We start from the raw sequence: 14,972 nt of genomic DNA, 5'->3' as shown, positions 1-14,972 counted from the left end.
GCGGAACCCCGGCGCGGGAGGTCCGGATGGGATCCGTCTCCTTCCTGCTCATCATAGTGATCATCACGGCGCTGGCCTTCGACTTCACCAACGGCTTCCATGACACGGCCAACTCCATGGCCACCTCCATCGCCACCGGGGCGCTGTCCCCGCGGGTCGCCGTCACCGTCGCCGGAGTGCTGAACCTGGCGGGTGCGTTCCTGTCCACCGAAGTGGCCAAGACGATCTCCAACGGCATCGTGGACGATGGCCGGGTCTCCCTGGCGATGATCTTTGCGGGGCTGGTCGGGGCGATCCTGTGGAATCTGATCACCTGGCTCGCCGGGCTGCCCTCCAGCTCCTCCCACGCCCTCTTCGGCGGGCTGATCGGGGCGGTGTGGGTGGGGGCGGGAGGATCCGCGGTGCGGTTCGCCGAGATCCTCGAAAAGATCGTGATCCCGGCGATCGCCTCCCCGCTGGTGGCCTGCGTGGTGGCCACGCTCGCCACGTATCTGGCCTACGTCATCACTCGCCGCGCGGCGCGCGGGGCGGTCCGCAAGGGCTTCCGCGCGGGCCAGGTCGGATCGGCCTCCCTGGTGGCCCTGGCCCACGGCACCAATGACGCGCAGAAGACGATGGGTGTCATCACGCTGTCCCTCATCTCCGCCGGGATGCTCGGCCATGGCAGCGGGCCGCCGTGGTGGGTGGTGCTGACCGCGGGTCTCGCGATCTCCCTGGGCACCTACGCCGGGGGGTGGCGGATCATCCGGACCATGGGCCGCGGTCTGACCGACATCCAGACCCCGCAGGGCTTCGCGGCCGAGACCAGCGCCACCGCGGTCATCCTGTCCTCGTCCCATATGGGCTTCGCGCTGTCCACCACCCAGGTCTGCACGGGCAGCATCCTGGGCGCCGGGCTCGGCCGCAAGCTCGCCCAGGTGCGCTGGGGGATCGCCGGGCGGATCGCGGTGTCCTGGCTGCTCACCCTGCCCGCGGCGGCGGCCGTGGGAGGCGTCGCGGCCTGGGTCGCCGACCGGGGCGACGCGGGCGTGGCCCTGGTGGCGAGCATCGCGGTGGTGGCGGCCGCGGCCTTCTACGCGCTCTCCCGCCGCCGCCCGGTCAACTCGGGCAACGTCAACGAGCTGCCCGCGGCCGAACGCCCGGAGGACTCCGTGCGCCCGGCGGCGTGACCCGGGACCACGGACGCGGATCACGGACGGCGCGACGAAGGAGCTGGGCGCGATGGACATCGAGTGGGGCATCCTCGGAGGGGTCTTCGGAGTCAGCCTGGGGATCACCGTCGTGGTGGTCGTGATGTTCTCGCTCGGCATCGCCGCCTGGGCCCGCGCCGCGGGCGAGTCCCATGATGTCCCGGACCTGGGCGGCCTGGCCATGCCGCCCAGGAGCCGGGGGAAGGGGGCCGCTGCCGTCGCGGTGGTGTGCTTCGCCGCCTGCCTGGCGGTCGCCGCGTACGGGATCGACCTGATCATCCCCGGCTGACGGGGCCGCCGCGTCTGGGACCATGGGAACTCGCAACAGCGCCGCCGGGACCAGGGCGGTGCGCGACCCCTGGGAGAACACACGGTGTCAGCCGGAGCCGAAGCCCCGATATCCGACGCGGTCCGCCCCGATCTGCGGGCCGACTGCGCCAGCTGTTTCGCACTGTGCTGTGTGGCCCTGCCCTTCGCCGCCTCGGCCGATTTCGCCGTCGACAAGGCGGCCGGGCGGCCCTGTCACAACCTGCGGACCGACTTCCGCTGTGGTATCCACTCCCAGCTGCGCGAGAAGGGCTTCGCGGGCTGCACCGTCTTCGACTGCTTCGGCGCCGGACAGAAGGTGTCGCAGACCACGTTCGAGGGCCGTGACTGGCGGGCGCACCCGGGGAGCGCGTCCCGCATGTTCGCCGTCCTCCCCGTGATGCGGCAGCTCCACGAACTCCTCTGGTACCTCACCGAAGCCCTCACCCTCCCCGCGGCCCGCCCCCTCCACGGCGAGCTGCGCGAGGCGCTCCGTACCACCGAGCAGCTGACCGAGGGCGGCGCTGACGAACTCCTCGCCCTGGACATGGCCGCCCACCGGGACGGTGTCAACGCGCTGTTGCTGCGGACGAGCGAGCTGGCCCGGGCCCGGGTCCGGGCCGGGCGCCGGGGCAAGCCGAAGAACCACCGGGGAGCCGATCTCGTCGGGGCCCGCCTCCGGGGGGCCGATCTGCGCGGCGCGAGTCTCCGCGGGGCCCTGCTCATCGCGGCCGACCTCACCGGCGCCGACCTGAGCGCCGCCGATCTGATCGGGGCCGACCTCCGCGACGCCTCCCTCAGCGGTGCCGATCTGACCGGCGCCCTCTTCCTCACCCAGGCCCAGCTGAACGCCGCCCGGGGCGACGCCGCCACCCGCCTGCCGTCCTCCCTGACGCGTCCCGCGCACTGGTAGCCCGTCAGCCGCCGTGGTGTGAAACCCTGGCTGCCATGTCCGAATCCGCCGCGTCCGAATCCGTCGCCTCCGAATCCGCCGACGCGCCCGTGATCCTCGGTGACGAGCCCGGATCGTTCGCCCGGAGTGTGCTGACCGAGCGGCATCCGGCGCTCATCGAGAAGGTACGGGACGCCTTCCCGTACGGCCCCGAACAGCACCGCGCGCTCGACGCCCTGCGCCACGAGCACGCCGAGGGCGTCATCACCCCGCTCGACCCGGGGGCGCACGACCACGACCGGTGGCAGCGCTGGGGGCGGGAGTACGTCGGCCGCTCGTGGTTCGAGGTCCCCTTCCTCTGGATCGAGAGCTACTTCTACCGCCGCCTCCTGGGTGCCGTCGGCTACTTCGCCGACGGCCCCTGGCAGGGCATCGACCCGTTCCGGCCCTTCAAACAGGCCGAGCTGGACACCCCCGAGGCCGCCCGGGAACTGACCGCCCTCGACCACATCCTGGACCGCCCCGCCGACGAGGCCGCGGACGCGCTGCTGCACGGCGCCCTCTGGGGCAACCGCGCGGACCTCGGCTTCCGCATCTCCTCCGGCGGCGCCGCGGCGTCCGAGGGGGAACCGCTGGTGGCCGACGAATCGGCCGCCCTGTGGCGGCTGCTGCCCGCCGGGGCCCCGGCCACGGTGTGCCTGGTCGCCGACAACGCGGGCCGTGAACTCCTGCCCGACCTGGTCCTCATCGACCATCTGCTCCGCCACCGGCGCGCCGAGCGGGTCGTCCTGCAGGTGAAGCCGTACCCGTACTACGTGTCCGACGCCACCACCGCCGACGTCGTCGACTGTCTGCGCCATCTGACGCGCGCCGAGGGCGCCGCGGGCGAGGCCGGGGCGCGGCTGTGGGAGGCCATGGCGGATGGGCGGCTCACCGTCCGGGCGCACGACTTCTTCTGCGCGCCGCTGCCGTACGCCGAGATGCCGGACGATCTCCGGCGGGAGTTCGCGGGCGCCACCGTCACCGTGCTGAAGGGCGATCTGAACTACCGCCGCCTCGTCGGCGACCGGCTGTGGTCCCCGACCACCCCCTTCGCCGACCGCACCGCGTACTTCCCCGGGCCGGTGGCAGCCCTGCGCACCCTGAAGTCGGACGTCATCACCGGCCTCGACGCGGACACCGAGGCCGCGCTGGACGCGCGGGAGCGCCACTGGCGTACCAGTGGCACCCACGCGCTGATCCAGGTGCGGCCCTGAGCCACGCGACTCAGCTGCGCCCGGAACCCCGGTACAGCTCCAGCTCGCCGTCGAGTTCCACCGCGAGCACGGTCGCGTGGCCGTCCAGATCGGCGGCCCCGGGCGGGTCGATCCACAGCACCCCCGGCACCTCGTGGAGACCGCCGATGACCTGGTGTTCCAGCGGGGTGCCGGTGCCGAGCACCCGGACCCGGCGGACCGGGGTGCGCAGTCCCCGTACGCCGATGGGGCCGCGCGGGATGTCGAAGACGGTCAGATAGAGGGTGCGGCGGTCGGCCGAGAGGGTGCTCGGGCCGTAGTGGTGTCCGGCGGGCAGGCCCGCCACCGTGCCGTGGACGGCCTCCGCGTGGCGGGCGATCCAGTCGCCCATGCCCTCCAGCCGCTCGACCTGCTCGGCCGGGATGGTGCCGTCCTCCTTCGGGCCCACCGACAGCAGCAGATTGCCACCGGCGCCGATGGTCTCGGCGAAGTAGCGGATCAGCTGCCCGGTCGACTTGTAGTTGTGGTCGTGGTGCTGGAAACCCCAGGAGTCGTTGAAGGTCAGACACAGCTCCCAGGGCCCGGTGGGCGGCTCGATCGGCACGCCCTGCTCCGGCGTCGCGTAGTCGCCCTCGCTGAGCATGCGCGCGTTCAGCACACAGTCCGGCACCTCCGCGCGGATCCGCGCGGCCAGCTCCCGGATCCCCCACTGCTCCTCGGTGCGCTCCCACTCGCCGTCGAACCAGAGCAGATCGGGGCGGAAACGGGTGCTCAGCTCGTGCACCTGGGCGTCGCGGTAGGCGAGGTAGCGCGCCCAGGCCACCAGATCCGCCTCTTCCTCGGGGACCTCGGCGTACGGGTTGTTCTCCTGCTCCGGGGGTCTGCCCGTGTAGCGGGTGGTGGCGTAGTCGGGGTGGTTCCAGTCGCTGTGTGAGTAGTACAGCCCGACCTTCAGCCCCTCAGCGCGCAGCGCGTCCACGTACGGGGCGACCAGGTCGCGCCCCGCAGGGGTGTGCCGTACGACGTTCAGGTCGCCCTCGGCGGTGTCCCACAGGGCGACGCCGTCGTGGTGGCGGCTGGTGAGCACCGCGTAGCGGGCCCCCGCGCGGGCGAACAGCCGGGCCCACGCGGCGGGGTCGTAAGCCGAGGCGGTGAACCCGTCGAGCTGCGCCATGTACTGGTCGTGCGGAACGTCGCCCTCGAAGAACGACCACGACTCCTGCACACCGTCGACGGCGTAGATGCCCCAGTGGATGAAGATGCCGAACTTGGCGTCGGGGAACCAGGGTCGCATGGCCATGCGGTCAGCTCCTCGTGAACCGGAGGGTGAGGATCTGGAAGGGCCGCAAGGAGACGGTGACGCTGCCGTCCTCGTGCGCGGTGACGGGCTGGGCGTCCGCGACCGGTCGCTCCAGGAGGTCCGTCACCACGGCACCGGTGTGCGCGAAGCCCGGGTGGAGGGTGGTGCGGGTGCGGCCGCCGAGCGATTCGTAGAGCCGCACGACGACGTCGCCGGAGCGGTCGTCGGCCTGTTTGACGGCTTCGATGGCGGCGGCCGGACCGTCCGTGGTGACCAGCGGGGTGGCGGCGTCCCGCGCTTCGGCCACCCGCAGCGGGAGGTTGAGCGCGTACCCCTCGGCGATGGCGTCCTGGACGGTGGCGCCGGGGAGCAGGGCGTACGTGAAGCGGTGCCTGCCCTGGTCCGCCTCGGGGTCAGGGACGCGCGGGGCGCGCACCAGGCTGAGCCGTACCGTGGTCGTCGTACCGCCGTCCTCGCGGGTGGTGCGGGACACGTCGTGCCCGTACGTGGCGTCGTTGATCACCGCGACCCCGTAGCCGGGCTCGCCCACGTGCACCCACCGGTGGCCGTACACCTCGAACCGGGCCGCCTCCCAGCTGGTGTTGGTGTGCGTCGGGCGGTGGACGTGACCGAACTGGATCTCGGCGGTGGAGCGATCGGCGTGGATGTCGACGGGGAAGGCCGCCTTGAGGAGCTTCTCGGATTCGTGCCAGTCGATGTCGGTGTCGATGTCGATACGGCGGCTGCCCGCCCGGACGGTGATCGTCTGGACGATCCGCGAGCCCTTGCCGAAGGCGCGCTCGACCCGCAGCGCGCCGAGCAGCGGGCCCTTCTCGGCGACGGTGACCGACTCGGCGTCGAGCAGGTCGGTGTAGCGCTGCTGGTAGTGCTTGTCGACGTCCCAGGCGTCCCAGCAGTTGGGGAGGTCGGTGTGGAGCCGCAACAGGTTGCCGGGGGCGCCCGGGGCGAAGACCTCGCGGTCGGCGGTGAGGTCGCGGAGGGAGGCGAGGGTGCCGTCCTCGGCCAGTTCGAGGCGGATGAGGCCGTTGTCGAGCACCCGGTCGCCGACGACGACGTGTCCCGGGTCCGCGCCGGTGGCCAGCGGAGCGCTGCCGGACGCGGGGACCTCGGCGTAGACGGCGACCCGGCCGTCGGAGAGCGGCTGCCCGTCGGCGGTGCCCGCGGGCACGGCGATGACCTCGGCGCGGGGACGCGGGCTGGTGTTGTACACGTGCGGGCGGGCGTCCGCGCCACCCGGCTCGGTACCCAGCGCGTCCAGGGCCGCGGAGGTGATCTCCGTCAGCTCCGCGGCCACCCTCGCGTACTCCGCCTCCGCCTCCCGGTGCACCCAGGCGATGGACGAGCCCGGCAGGATGTCGTGGAACTGGTGCAGCAGCACCGTCTTCCACAGCCGGTCGAGCCGCTCGTACGGGTACGGGTGGCCGGAAGCCCGCAGCGCGGCCGCCGTCGCCCACAGCTCCGCCTCCCGCAGCAGATGCTCGCTGCGCCGGTTGCCCTGCTTGGTGCGGGCCTGGGAGGTGTACGTGGCGCGGTGCAGCTCCAGATACAGCTCACCCGACCACACGGGGGCGTCCTCGTACTCGGCGCGCGCGGCGGCGAAGAAGTCGTCCGGGTGCTCGATGACGACCTTCGCCGAACCCTCCAGATCGGCCAGCCTGCGCGCCCGCTCCAGCATCTCGCGGGTCGGGCCGCCGCCTCCGTCGCCGTGTCCGAACGGCGCCAGCGAGCGCGTACCGCGCCCCTTGTCGGCGTAGTTGCGGACCGCGTGCGCCATCTCCTGGCCGGAGAACTCGGCGTTGTAGGTGTCCACCGGCGGGAAGTGGGTGAAGATCCGGGAGCCGTCCAGGCCCTCCCACCAGAAGGTGTGGTGGGGGAGCTTGTTGGTCTGGTTCCAGGAGAGCTTCTGGGTCAGGAACCACTCGTTTCCGGCGAGCCGCGCCAGCTGCGGGAAGCAGGCGTTGTAGCCGAAGGAGTCCGGCAGCCACACCCCGTTGGTCTCGATGCCGAACTCGTCCAGGAAGAAGCGCTTGCCGTGCACCAGCTGGCGGGCCATGGCCTCGCCACCGGGCAGGTTGCCGTCCGCCTCGACCCACATGCCGCCGACCGGCGCCCACTGCCCGGCCCGTACCGCCTCGTGGATCCGCTCCCAGACCCGCGGGTACTCCTCCTTGACCCAGGCGTACTGCTGCGCCTGCGAGCAGGCGAAGATGAACTCGGGGTACTCGGCGGCCAGCGCCGTGACATTGGAGAAGGTGCGCGAGGTCTTGCGCTTGGTCTCGCGGATCGGCCACAGCCACGCGGAGTCGATGTGGGCGTGGCCGACGGCGGACATGGTGTGGGCGGAGGCGTGCGCGGGGCGCTCCAGGACACCGCGCAGCGCGTCGCGCACGGCGGCGGCGGTGCCGGACACGTCCTCCAGGTCGAGGCGGCCCAGCGCGCGGTCGATGGCGTGCGCGATCTCGTGGCGGCGCGGCTGGTGTTCGTCCAGCTCCAGCATCAGTTCGCGGAGCACCGCGAGGTCCAGGGCGAGGTGCCACACGTCCTCGTCCAGCACCGCGAGGTCGGCGCGGGCGAAGGTGTACAGCGGGGCCCGGCCCGCGGTGAGCTTGTCGCCGAGCGGGGTCGGGGCGGCGAAGTCGTTGGCCAGGATGTCGGGGTTGGAGGCGGCCTCGATGAGGTACGCGATCTGTTCGCCGCCCCCGGCCGGATTCGCCACGGCCACGTACTGGTTCTGCGGATTGACGGCCTTCAGCGGGTTGCCGTCCAGGGTGTGGACCAGCGCCTCGGCCTGGTTGCCCGGCCAGTCGCCGACGAAGCCCAGGTCGAAGACGGCCTCGACGCGCCGCCCCGCCCACGCGGCCGGGACCTCGCCCCGGACCCGGAACCAGGTGGTGCCCCACGGCGGCCCCCAGGGGGTACCGAGGGCGAACGGCTCGTACGGGGCGGCCGCGGCCTCGGCGAACGGCACCGGCTCGTCCGGCACCTGCCACGCCTCGATGGTGAGGGGCACGGACGCGGCGTGGACGGCCGGCTGTATGCGCTGCTTCAGGACGCGCTCGACGCGCTCCTCGATACGGCGGCGTTCATCGTGCATGACGGGGGTTCCTACTTCCGGTTCAGATACGCGAGGCCGGGGTGCCCGCTCGCGTAGTCGTCGACGAGACGGCGGGCGACGGTGACCGAGTCCACGAGCGGATGGAGGGCGAACGCCTTGGCGGCGGTGGCGCGCGAACCGCTCTCGGCGGCGGCCATGACCTCGCGTTCGACGGCCTTGACGGCGCACACCAGGCCGGTGGCGTGGTGGGGGAGGGGAGCGACGGAGACGGGCCGGGCGCCGTTCGCGTCGACCAGGCAGGGCACCTCGATGACCGCGTCCTCGTCCAGGACGCCCAGGGTGGAGTGGTTGCGCACGTTCAGGATCAGCGTGGCGCGCTCGTCGCGGGCGATGGCCCGCATCAGGGCGAGCGCCACCTGCTCGTAGCCGCCGGACTCCAGGTCGTGGCTGTCGCGCTCCCCGGCGCCCGCCGCCTCGCGGTTCTCGGCCATGTAGGTGGCCTCGCGCTCGGCGCGGGTGCGGTCCCAGGTGGCCAGCGGCGGGGCGGCGGGGTCCCGCATCGCGTCGTAGAACACCGCCTGCTGGTCACGGAGGAACGCGCCGCGGGTCTGCTTGGCCTCCTGGAAGGCCTGCACCGCCTCGCGGTTGAAGTAGTAGTAGTGCAGGTATTCGTTGGGGATCGCGCCGAGGGCGCGCAGCCACTCGCGGCCGAACAGCCTGCCCTCCTCGAACGCGTCGAGGGCGGTGTCGTCGGCGAGCAGCCGCGGCAGCTCGTCGCGCCCGTCGATCCGCAGGCCCCGCAGCCAGCCGAGGTGGTTGAGCCCGACGTAGTCGATCCACACCCGGTCCGGGTCGGCGCCGAGGACGCGGGCGACCCGCCGTCCGAGTCCCACCGGGGTGTCGCAGATGCCCATGACCCGGTCGCCGAGGTGGCGGGACATGGCCTCGGTGACGAGCCCGGCCGGGTTGGTGAAGTTGATGACCCAGGCGTCGGGGGCGAGCCGGGCTATGCGCCGCGCGATGTCCACGGCGACGGGTACGGTGCGCAGCCCGTACGCGATGCCACCGGCGCCGACCGTCTCCTGGCCGAGAACACCCTGGTCGAGGGCGATCCGCTCATCGGCCGCCCGGCCCTCCAGACCGCCGACCCGGATCGCGGAGAAGACGAAGTCGGCCCCGCGCAGCGCCTCGTCCAGATCCGTGGTGACGGCCACGTCGGGGGCGTCCGGTATGCCGTCGGACTGCTCGGCGAGCACCCGGGCGACGGCCGCGAGGCGGGCGGGGTCCAGATCGTGCAGGGTGACCTCGGTGACGCGGCCCTCCGCGTGATCGCCGAGCAGGGCCCCGTATACGAGCGGCACCCGGAATCCGCCGCCGCCGAGGATCGTGAGTTTCATATCCGTACCACTTCCACTCCGGCCTCCTCGAACGCGGCGCAGGCCGGCAGGTTCGAGGGGGCGTTGGTCACCACGGCGTCGAGGTCGCCGGGGTCGCACACCTTGGCCACCCCGGTGCCGGGGAACTTGGCCGCGTCGGCGAGGAGAACCACCCGGTCACAGGCGGCGATCATGGCCCGCTTGACCGGCACCTCGACGACCGTGGTGTCCATGACCTGGCCGCCGGGGCGGACACCGCTGGTGCCCAGGAACAGCCAGTCGGCGTGCAGCTGGCGCAGGTTGTCCTCGGTGAGGAAGCCGACGAGCGAGCGGTACTCGCGCCGGAGCACCCCGCCGAGCAGCACCAGTTCGATGGCGTCGTCGTCGGCCAGCTCCTCGTAGACCACCAGATTGCTGGTGATCACGGTCAGTCTGCGCCCGTGCAGCTGCCGGGCGAGGCGATAGGCGGTGGTGCCGATGTCCAGCAGCACGGTCTGCCCGTCCTCGATCAGCTCGGCGGCGCGGCCCGCTATGGCGTCCTTCTCCGCCACCCGCACCTCCGCGACCTCGGCGAAGGGCTGATCGCCGCCCTCCACGACCGCGCCGCCGTGGACCCGGGTGAGCAGTCCCTCCTCCTCCAGCTTCAGCAGATCGCGGCGGATTGTCGCGGCGCTCACGTTCAGCTGGGCGGACAGGTCCGCCACAGCGGCCGGTCCACCGGAACGCAGCGCCCGCAAGATCATCTGATGTCGTCGCTCAGCCAGCACGACGTGCACAGTACTCGTCATTCTCAATCATTTCTATGCTTGCTTCTGCTCAACTATTGCTCTTTCTGATCGGGGAGCGCACGATCCTGTGCCATATCTTGCACACTTTTGAAGGGTGGTGGGAGCGGTGTACCTCTCCCGGAGAGGGCTGCTGCGCGCGGGGCTGGCCACTACGGCGGTCGCGACGCTCGGTGGCACCACGGCGGGCTGCTCGGTACCGAGCGGTTCCACGGGCCGCGACATGACCCTCTGGTACTGGACCGGCGGGCTCAGCGACAAGGTCGTCGCCGACGCGAAGACGCGCTTCACGGACGTCTCGCTGAAGCCGGCCCAGATCGGCGGCTACTTCAAGTCCAAGCTGCTGACCACGATGGCCGGACGGTCGTACGTCCCCGACATCACCGGCCTCAAGGGCGAGGACATGGCCTCGTACCTGCCGAACGCCGGACAGTTCGTCGATCTGCGCACCCTCGGCGCGGAGAAGCTCAAGAGCCAGTACCTGCCCTGGAAATGGGCGGAGGGCTGCGCCCCCGACGGCCGCGTGGTCGGCTTCCCCATCGACACCGGCCCGGTCGCCCACTACTACATGCCCGCCGTCTTCGACCGGGCCGGACTCCCCACGGACCCCGCCGACGTCGCCCGGGAGATGAGCACCTGGGACGCCTACCTCGCGGCGGGCGAGCGGCTGAAGCGAAAGATCCGGGGCGCCTATCTGCTCATCGACGCGCTCACGGTCTACCAGTACATGGTCGCGCAGAGCACCATGCGGTACGTCGACAAGGAGCGGCACTTCATCGGCGACAAGGAGCATGTGCGCCGCGCCTGGGACACCGCCGTCGAGGCGTACCAGCGCGGGCTGTGCTCCAAGTACCAGTCCGGTACGCCGGACTCCAACGCGGCGATCGAGAAGGGCCTGCTGCCCAGCCAGCTCGGAGCCTCCTGGGCGGCCGGGGACCTCAAGCTGACCGTGCCGAAGACCAGCGGCAAGTGGCGGGTGGCGGCCATGCCCGGCGGCGCCGCCAACAACGGCGGCTCCTTCCTCGCCATCACCAAGTACTGCCGGGAACCCGAGCAGGCCTATCAGATCATCACCTGGCTGCTGAACCCCGCCAACCAGGCCCGCGGCTTCACGGACGCCACCCTCTTCCCGTCCACCCCCGCCTCGTACCGGCAGAAGGCGATGCGCGCACCGGACCCGTTCTTCGGCGGCCAGGTCACCATCGACGTCTTCGGCCCGGCGGCCCAGAAGATCCCGGTCGCCTACCACAGCCCCTATGACTACGCCCTGGACCAGGTCGTCTCCGATCAGCTGCGCGCCGTGAACGCGCTCGACAAGAACCCCGTCCGGGCCTGGAAGGACGCCATGAGCAAATGCCGACGCATAGCGGAGCACATGGGGGTGCTGGTATGACCGCCGTGCCCGGGCTCGGTGCCCCGCCCGCCGCCCGCGGCGGCGCGAAGGCCGCCCACGCGCGACACAAGCCCCGGTCCGTCTTCGGATACTGGCGGCTCTACCTCGCGATCTCCCCGTTCTATCTGCTCTTCCTCTGCTTCGGCCTGATCCCGGTGGGGTACTCCCTCTACCTCTCGTTCCACCGCTGGGACGGGCTGGGGACGATGGAGTACGCCGGGCTCTCGCAGTACCGCTATCTGCTCGGCGACGCCCAGTTCTGGCACTCCCTCACCAACACGCTGACCATCTGGGCCATGGCCACTCTGCCGATGCTCTTCATCGCGCTGGTGACCGCCGTGATGCTCAACTCCGCGGTGCGCTTCAAGAACTTCTACCGCTTCGCCTACTTCCTGCCGAACGTCACGTCCGTCGTGGCCGTCGCGATCATCTTCTCCTCGGTCTTCTCCACCAACTTCGGCCTCGCCAACGCCGTGCTGCAGGGTCTCGGACTGGACCAGGTGGCCTGGCTGAACTCCGCCTGGGGCATCAAGGTCGCCATCGCCGTGCTGATGACGTGGCAGTGGACCGGTTACAACGCGCTGATCTTCCTCGCCGGGCTGCAGACCATCCCGACCGAGCTGTACGAGGCCGCCCGCGTGGACGGCGCGGGGCCCGTGCAGACCTTCTTCCGGATCACCGTGCCGATGATGCGGCCGATCATCCTCTTCGCCCTCATCGTCTCGACCGTCACCGGCCTGCAGAGCTTCACCGAACCCCAGGTGCTGCTCTCCAACACCAACAACACCTCGACCTTCGCGGGCGGCCCCGGCAACTCAGGCCAGACGATGGTCCTCTACTTCTTCCAGCAGAGCTTCGACAACAACGACTTCGGTTACGGCGCCGCGATCGCCTGGGGCATCTTCCTCGTCGTCGCGCTCTTCTCGATCATCAACTGGCGCCTGGTGCAGCGCAAGGAAAACGCGTAGGGAGACCGTCATGCAGGGTATAAAAGGTGTGAAGGGCATGAAGGGCACACGTGCCCGTGGGCTGAGCCTCCATATCTCGCTCATCGCCGGGGTGCTGCTCTCGCTCTTCCCCTTCTACTGGACCATCGTCATGTCGACCCGCACGTCGACCGAGATCTTCCAGTTCCCGCCGAAGTTGCTGCCGGGCACCCATTTCCTGGAGAACGTCCGCCATCTCTTCCAGAACATCGACTTCTTCGGCTCGATGGCCAACACCCTGATCGTCGCGGCCTCCGTGACCTTCCTGGTGCTCTTCTTCGACTCACTCGCGGCCTTCGTGTTCGCCAAGTACGAATTCCCCGGCCGACGGCTGCTGTTCGTCCTGATGATGGGCATCTTCATGGTGCCCGCCCAGCTCCAGGCCATCCCGCAGTTCGTCATCATGGCGAAGCTGGGCTGGATCGGCTCCCTCACCTCCCTGGTGGTACCGGCCGCGGCCAACGCCTTCGGCATCTTCTGGATGCGCCAGTACATGAAGGGCGCCATCCACGACGAGCTGATGGACTCGTCCCGGCTGGACGGCTGTGGCTTCCTGCGGCAGTACTGGCACGTGGCGCTGCCCGTGGTCCGGCCGGGCCTCGCCTTCCTCGGCATCTTCACCTTCATGGGCCAGTGGAACGACTACGCCTGGCCGCTGATCGCGCTGATCAACCCGGACCATGTGACGCTCCAGGTCGCGCTGTCCCAGCTCAACAGCGTCCATGGCACCACCGACTACGGCATGGTGATGGCCGGGGCGCTGCTCGCGCTGCTCCCGCTGCTCGTGGTGTTCTTCATCGGCGCCCGGCAGATCATGGCGGACCTCGGCAAGGGGGCCATCCGCTGATGTCCGTACCCCCTTCCCTGTGGGGCGAGCTGCGGCCGTGGGATTCCCCCGAGCTGACCTCCTGGCGACGGCTGCCGATGCACGCGGTCGACCGCAGGCCCGGCAGCCTCTCCCTGGACGGCCCGTGGCGCTTCCAGCTGCTGCCAGGACCCGCCACTTTGCCGGGTGACACCTGGACCCGGCTGGAGGTCCCCGGGCCCTGGACCACCCAGGACATGGGCGACATCCCCCGGTACACCAACTGGCGCATGCCCTGGCCGGAGTACCCGCCGCACCCGCCCGCCGACAACCCCACCGGAGTGCATGAGCGGGAGTTCCACATCCCGGCCGCGTGGGCGGGCCGCCGCATCGTCCTCCAGGTCGGCGCCGCCGAGAGCGTGCTGCTCGCCGAGGTGGGCGGCCGCCCGGTGGGCATCGGCAAGGACTCCCACCTCGCGAGCGAGTTCGACATCAGCCACGCGGTACACCCCGGGGCGGCCGACACCCTCCGGCTGACCGTGGTGAAGTGGTCCGACGCCTCGCACATCGAGGACCAGGACCAGTGGTGGCACGGCGGCCTCACCCGGCCGGTCCTCGTCTACGCCACCGATCCGCTGCACCTGGCCGATGTGCGGATCACCGCCCCGGCGGACGGACGGCTGCGGGTCGACGTCCAGGCGCGCTCGGCGTACGGCGCGCTGCCCGCCGGGTGGCGGGTCTCGGCCCACCTCGACGGGGTCGGGGACCTGGCCGTGGACGAGGAGTACGCCGCGTGGTGCGCCGAGGAGGCGCGGGTCTCGGACTTCCTCGGCGAGGCACGGCTGCGGCTGGCCGTGCCCGGCGTCCGCACCTGGTCCGCCGAGACGCCCGAGCTGTACGGGCTCACCGTACGGCTGCACCGCCCCGACGGATCGGCCGCCGACACCTCGCACCACCGCGTGGGGTTCCGCACCGTCGCCGTCGAGGGCCGGGACCTGCTGGTCAACGGCGAGCGGGTGTTCATCCGCGGCGTCAACCGGCATGACTTCCACCCGCTCACCGGGCGCACGGTCACCCCCGCGGAGACGCGCGCTGACCTGGAGACCATCAAGCGCTTCGGCTTCAACGCCGTCCGCACCTCGCACTACCCCAACGATCCCGCGCTCCTCGACCTCGCCGACGAACTCGGCCTCTACCTGGTCGACGAGGCGGACATCGAGAGCCACGACCACGCCCACGAGATCGCCGACGATCCGCGCTACCTGGCCGCCTTCACCGACCGGGTCGCGCGCATGGCGCTCCGGGACAAGAACCACCCGAGTGTCATCATCTGGTCGCTGGGCAACGAGAGCGACTACGGCGCCAACCACGACGCGGCCGCCGGGTGGCTGCGCCGCTACGATCCGACCCGTCCGCTCCAGTACGAGGGCGCGGCCAAGACCGGCTGGGCCTCGCCCGATGTGGCGAGCGACATCGTCTGCCCGATGTACGCCTCGCTGGACGAGATCGTGGCGCACGCCACCTCCGGCGAGCAGATCAAACCGCTCATCCTGTGCGAGTACTCGCACGCCATGGGCAACAGCAACGGCACCCTCGCCGACCACTGGGCCGCCATCGAGGCCACCCCG

Annotated in this window: 12 protein-coding genes; 8 read left to right on the top strand and 4 right to left on the bottom strand. The window is 71.1% G+C overall.

What is annotated here, in order from left to right; all coding sequences use genetic code 11:
- Positions 1 to 26 precede the first annotated feature (26 nt).
- The 4 genes from ACZ6CL_RS29535 to ACZ6CL_RS29520 all read left to right on the top strand — a co-directional run bounded on the left by ACZ6CL_RS29535 (position 27) and on the right by ACZ6CL_RS29520 (position 3,644).
- The gene (locus ACZ6CL_RS29535) at positions 27 to 1,169 is read left to right on the top strand and encodes an inorganic phosphate transporter (protein ID WP_468940949.1); all 1,143 of its coding nucleotides are present in this window, start codon (positions 27 to 29) and stop codon (positions 1,167 to 1,169) included.
- A 52-nt stretch (positions 1,170 to 1,221) separates the two neighbouring features.
- Entirely contained in the window at positions 1,222 to 1,479 is a 258-nt protein-coding gene (locus tag ACZ6CL_RS29530; protein ID WP_468940947.1) for a hypothetical protein, read from the top strand.
- 84 nt (positions 1,480 to 1,563) lie between these two features.
- The gene (locus ACZ6CL_RS29525; protein ID WP_468940944.1) at positions 1,564 to 2,409 is read left to right on the top strand and encodes a pentapeptide repeat-containing protein; all 846 of its coding nucleotides are present in this window, start codon (positions 1,564 to 1,566) and stop codon (positions 2,407 to 2,409) included.
- A 35-nt stretch (positions 2,410 to 2,444) separates the two neighbouring features.
- Positions 2,445 to 3,644, top strand: a complete 1,200-nt coding sequence (locus ACZ6CL_RS29520; protein WP_468940941.1) for a damage-control phosphatase ARMT1 family protein — start codon at positions 2,445 to 2,447, stop codon at positions 3,642 to 3,644.
- A 10-nt stretch (positions 3,645 to 3,654) separates the two neighbouring features.
- Here the strand turns inward: ACZ6CL_RS29520 and ACZ6CL_RS29515 are convergent, their stop codons facing one another.
- Genes ACZ6CL_RS29515 through ACZ6CL_RS29500 form a run of 4 tightly spaced genes read right to left on the bottom strand, consistent with a single transcriptional unit; the run spans position 3,655 to position 10,142 of the window.
- Entirely contained in the window at positions 3,655 to 4,923 is a 1,269-nt protein-coding gene (locus tag ACZ6CL_RS29515; RefSeq protein WP_468940938.1) for an alpha-L-fucosidase, read from the bottom strand.
- A gap of 4 nt (positions 4,924 to 4,927) precedes the next feature.
- Positions 4,928 to 8,038 (bottom strand): alpha-mannosidase, encoded by a 3,111-nt coding sequence (locus ACZ6CL_RS29510; protein WP_468940937.1) that lies wholly within the window; start codon positions 8,036 to 8,038, stop codon positions 4,928 to 4,930.
- An 11-nt stretch (positions 8,039 to 8,049) separates the two neighbouring features.
- A complete protein-coding gene (locus ACZ6CL_RS29505) occupies positions 8,050 to 9,396 on the bottom strand; it encodes a 6-phospho-beta-glucosidase (protein ID WP_468940934.1) in 1,347 nt (448 codons plus the stop codon).
- Positions 9,393 to 10,142, bottom strand: a complete 750-nt coding sequence (locus tag ACZ6CL_RS29500; protein ID WP_468941032.1) for a DeoR/GlpR family DNA-binding transcription regulator — start codon at positions 10,140 to 10,142, stop codon at positions 9,393 to 9,395. Before ACZ6CL_RS29500 ends, ACZ6CL_RS29505 begins: the two co-directional genes overlap by 4 nt.
- Positions 10,143 to 10,269: 127 nt before the next feature.
- Between ACZ6CL_RS29500 and ACZ6CL_RS29495 the strand changes: the two genes are divergently transcribed.
- From ACZ6CL_RS29495 to ACZ6CL_RS29480, 4 genes are all read left to right on the top strand, one after another.
- Complete coding sequence (locus ACZ6CL_RS29495) at positions 10,270 to 11,553, top strand: ABC transporter substrate-binding protein (protein WP_468941029.1); 1,284 nt, start codon at positions 10,270 to 10,272, stop codon at positions 11,551 to 11,553.
- A complete protein-coding gene (locus ACZ6CL_RS29490; protein ID WP_468940932.1) occupies positions 11,550 to 12,521 on the top strand; it encodes a carbohydrate ABC transporter permease in 972 nt (323 codons plus the stop codon). Before ACZ6CL_RS29495 ends, ACZ6CL_RS29490 begins: the two co-directional genes overlap by 4 nt.
- A gap of 37 nt (positions 12,522 to 12,558) precedes the next feature.
- A complete protein-coding gene (locus ACZ6CL_RS29485) occupies positions 12,559 to 13,386 on the top strand; it encodes a carbohydrate ABC transporter permease (RefSeq protein WP_468940929.1) in 828 nt (275 codons plus the stop codon).
- On the top strand, positions 13,386 to 14,972 hold a 1,587-nt coding region (locus ACZ6CL_RS29480; RefSeq protein WP_468940927.1), incomplete at its 3' end, for a glycoside hydrolase family 2 TIM barrel-domain containing protein. The genes ACZ6CL_RS29485 and ACZ6CL_RS29480, both read left to right, overlap by 1 nt.

The organism is Streptomyces sp. NPDC041200 (assembly GCF_055591805.1).
The sequence above is the reverse complement of the archived record's forward strand: the minus strand, read 5'-3'. Positions and strand labels throughout refer to the sequence as shown.

What these genes read in the sequence shown, in the direction of transcription:
- ACZ6CL_RS29510 (WP_468940937.1), bottom strand. Translation starts at nt 8,038, where the DNA reads ATGCACGATGAACGCCGCCGTATCGAGGAGCGCGTCGAGCGCGTCCTG.
- ACZ6CL_RS29535 (WP_468940949.1), top strand. Translation starts at nt 27, where the DNA reads ATGGGATCCGTCTCCTTCCTGCTCATCATAGTGATCATCACGGCGCTG.
- ACZ6CL_RS29490 (WP_468940932.1), top strand. Translation starts at nt 11,550, where the DNA reads ATGACCGCCGTGCCCGGGCTCGGTGCCCCGCCCGCCGCCCGCGGCGGC.
- ACZ6CL_RS29520 (WP_468940941.1), top strand. Translation starts at nt 2,445, where the DNA reads ATGTCCGAATCCGCCGCGTCCGAATCCGTCGCCTCCGAATCCGCCGAC.
- ACZ6CL_RS29505 (WP_468940934.1), bottom strand. Translation starts at nt 9,396, where the DNA reads ATGAAACTCACGATCCTCGGCGGCGGCGGATTCCGGGTGCCGCTCGTA.
- ACZ6CL_RS29530 (WP_468940947.1), top strand. Translation starts at nt 1,222, where the DNA reads ATGGACATCGAGTGGGGCATCCTCGGAGGGGTCTTCGGAGTCAGCCTG.
- ACZ6CL_RS29485 (WP_468940929.1), top strand. Translation starts at nt 12,559, where the DNA reads ATGAAGGGCACACGTGCCCGTGGGCTGAGCCTCCATATCTCGCTCATC.
- ACZ6CL_RS29515 (WP_468940938.1), bottom strand. Translation starts at nt 4,923, where the DNA reads ATGGCCATGCGACCCTGGTTCCCCGACGCCAAGTTCGGCATCTTCATC.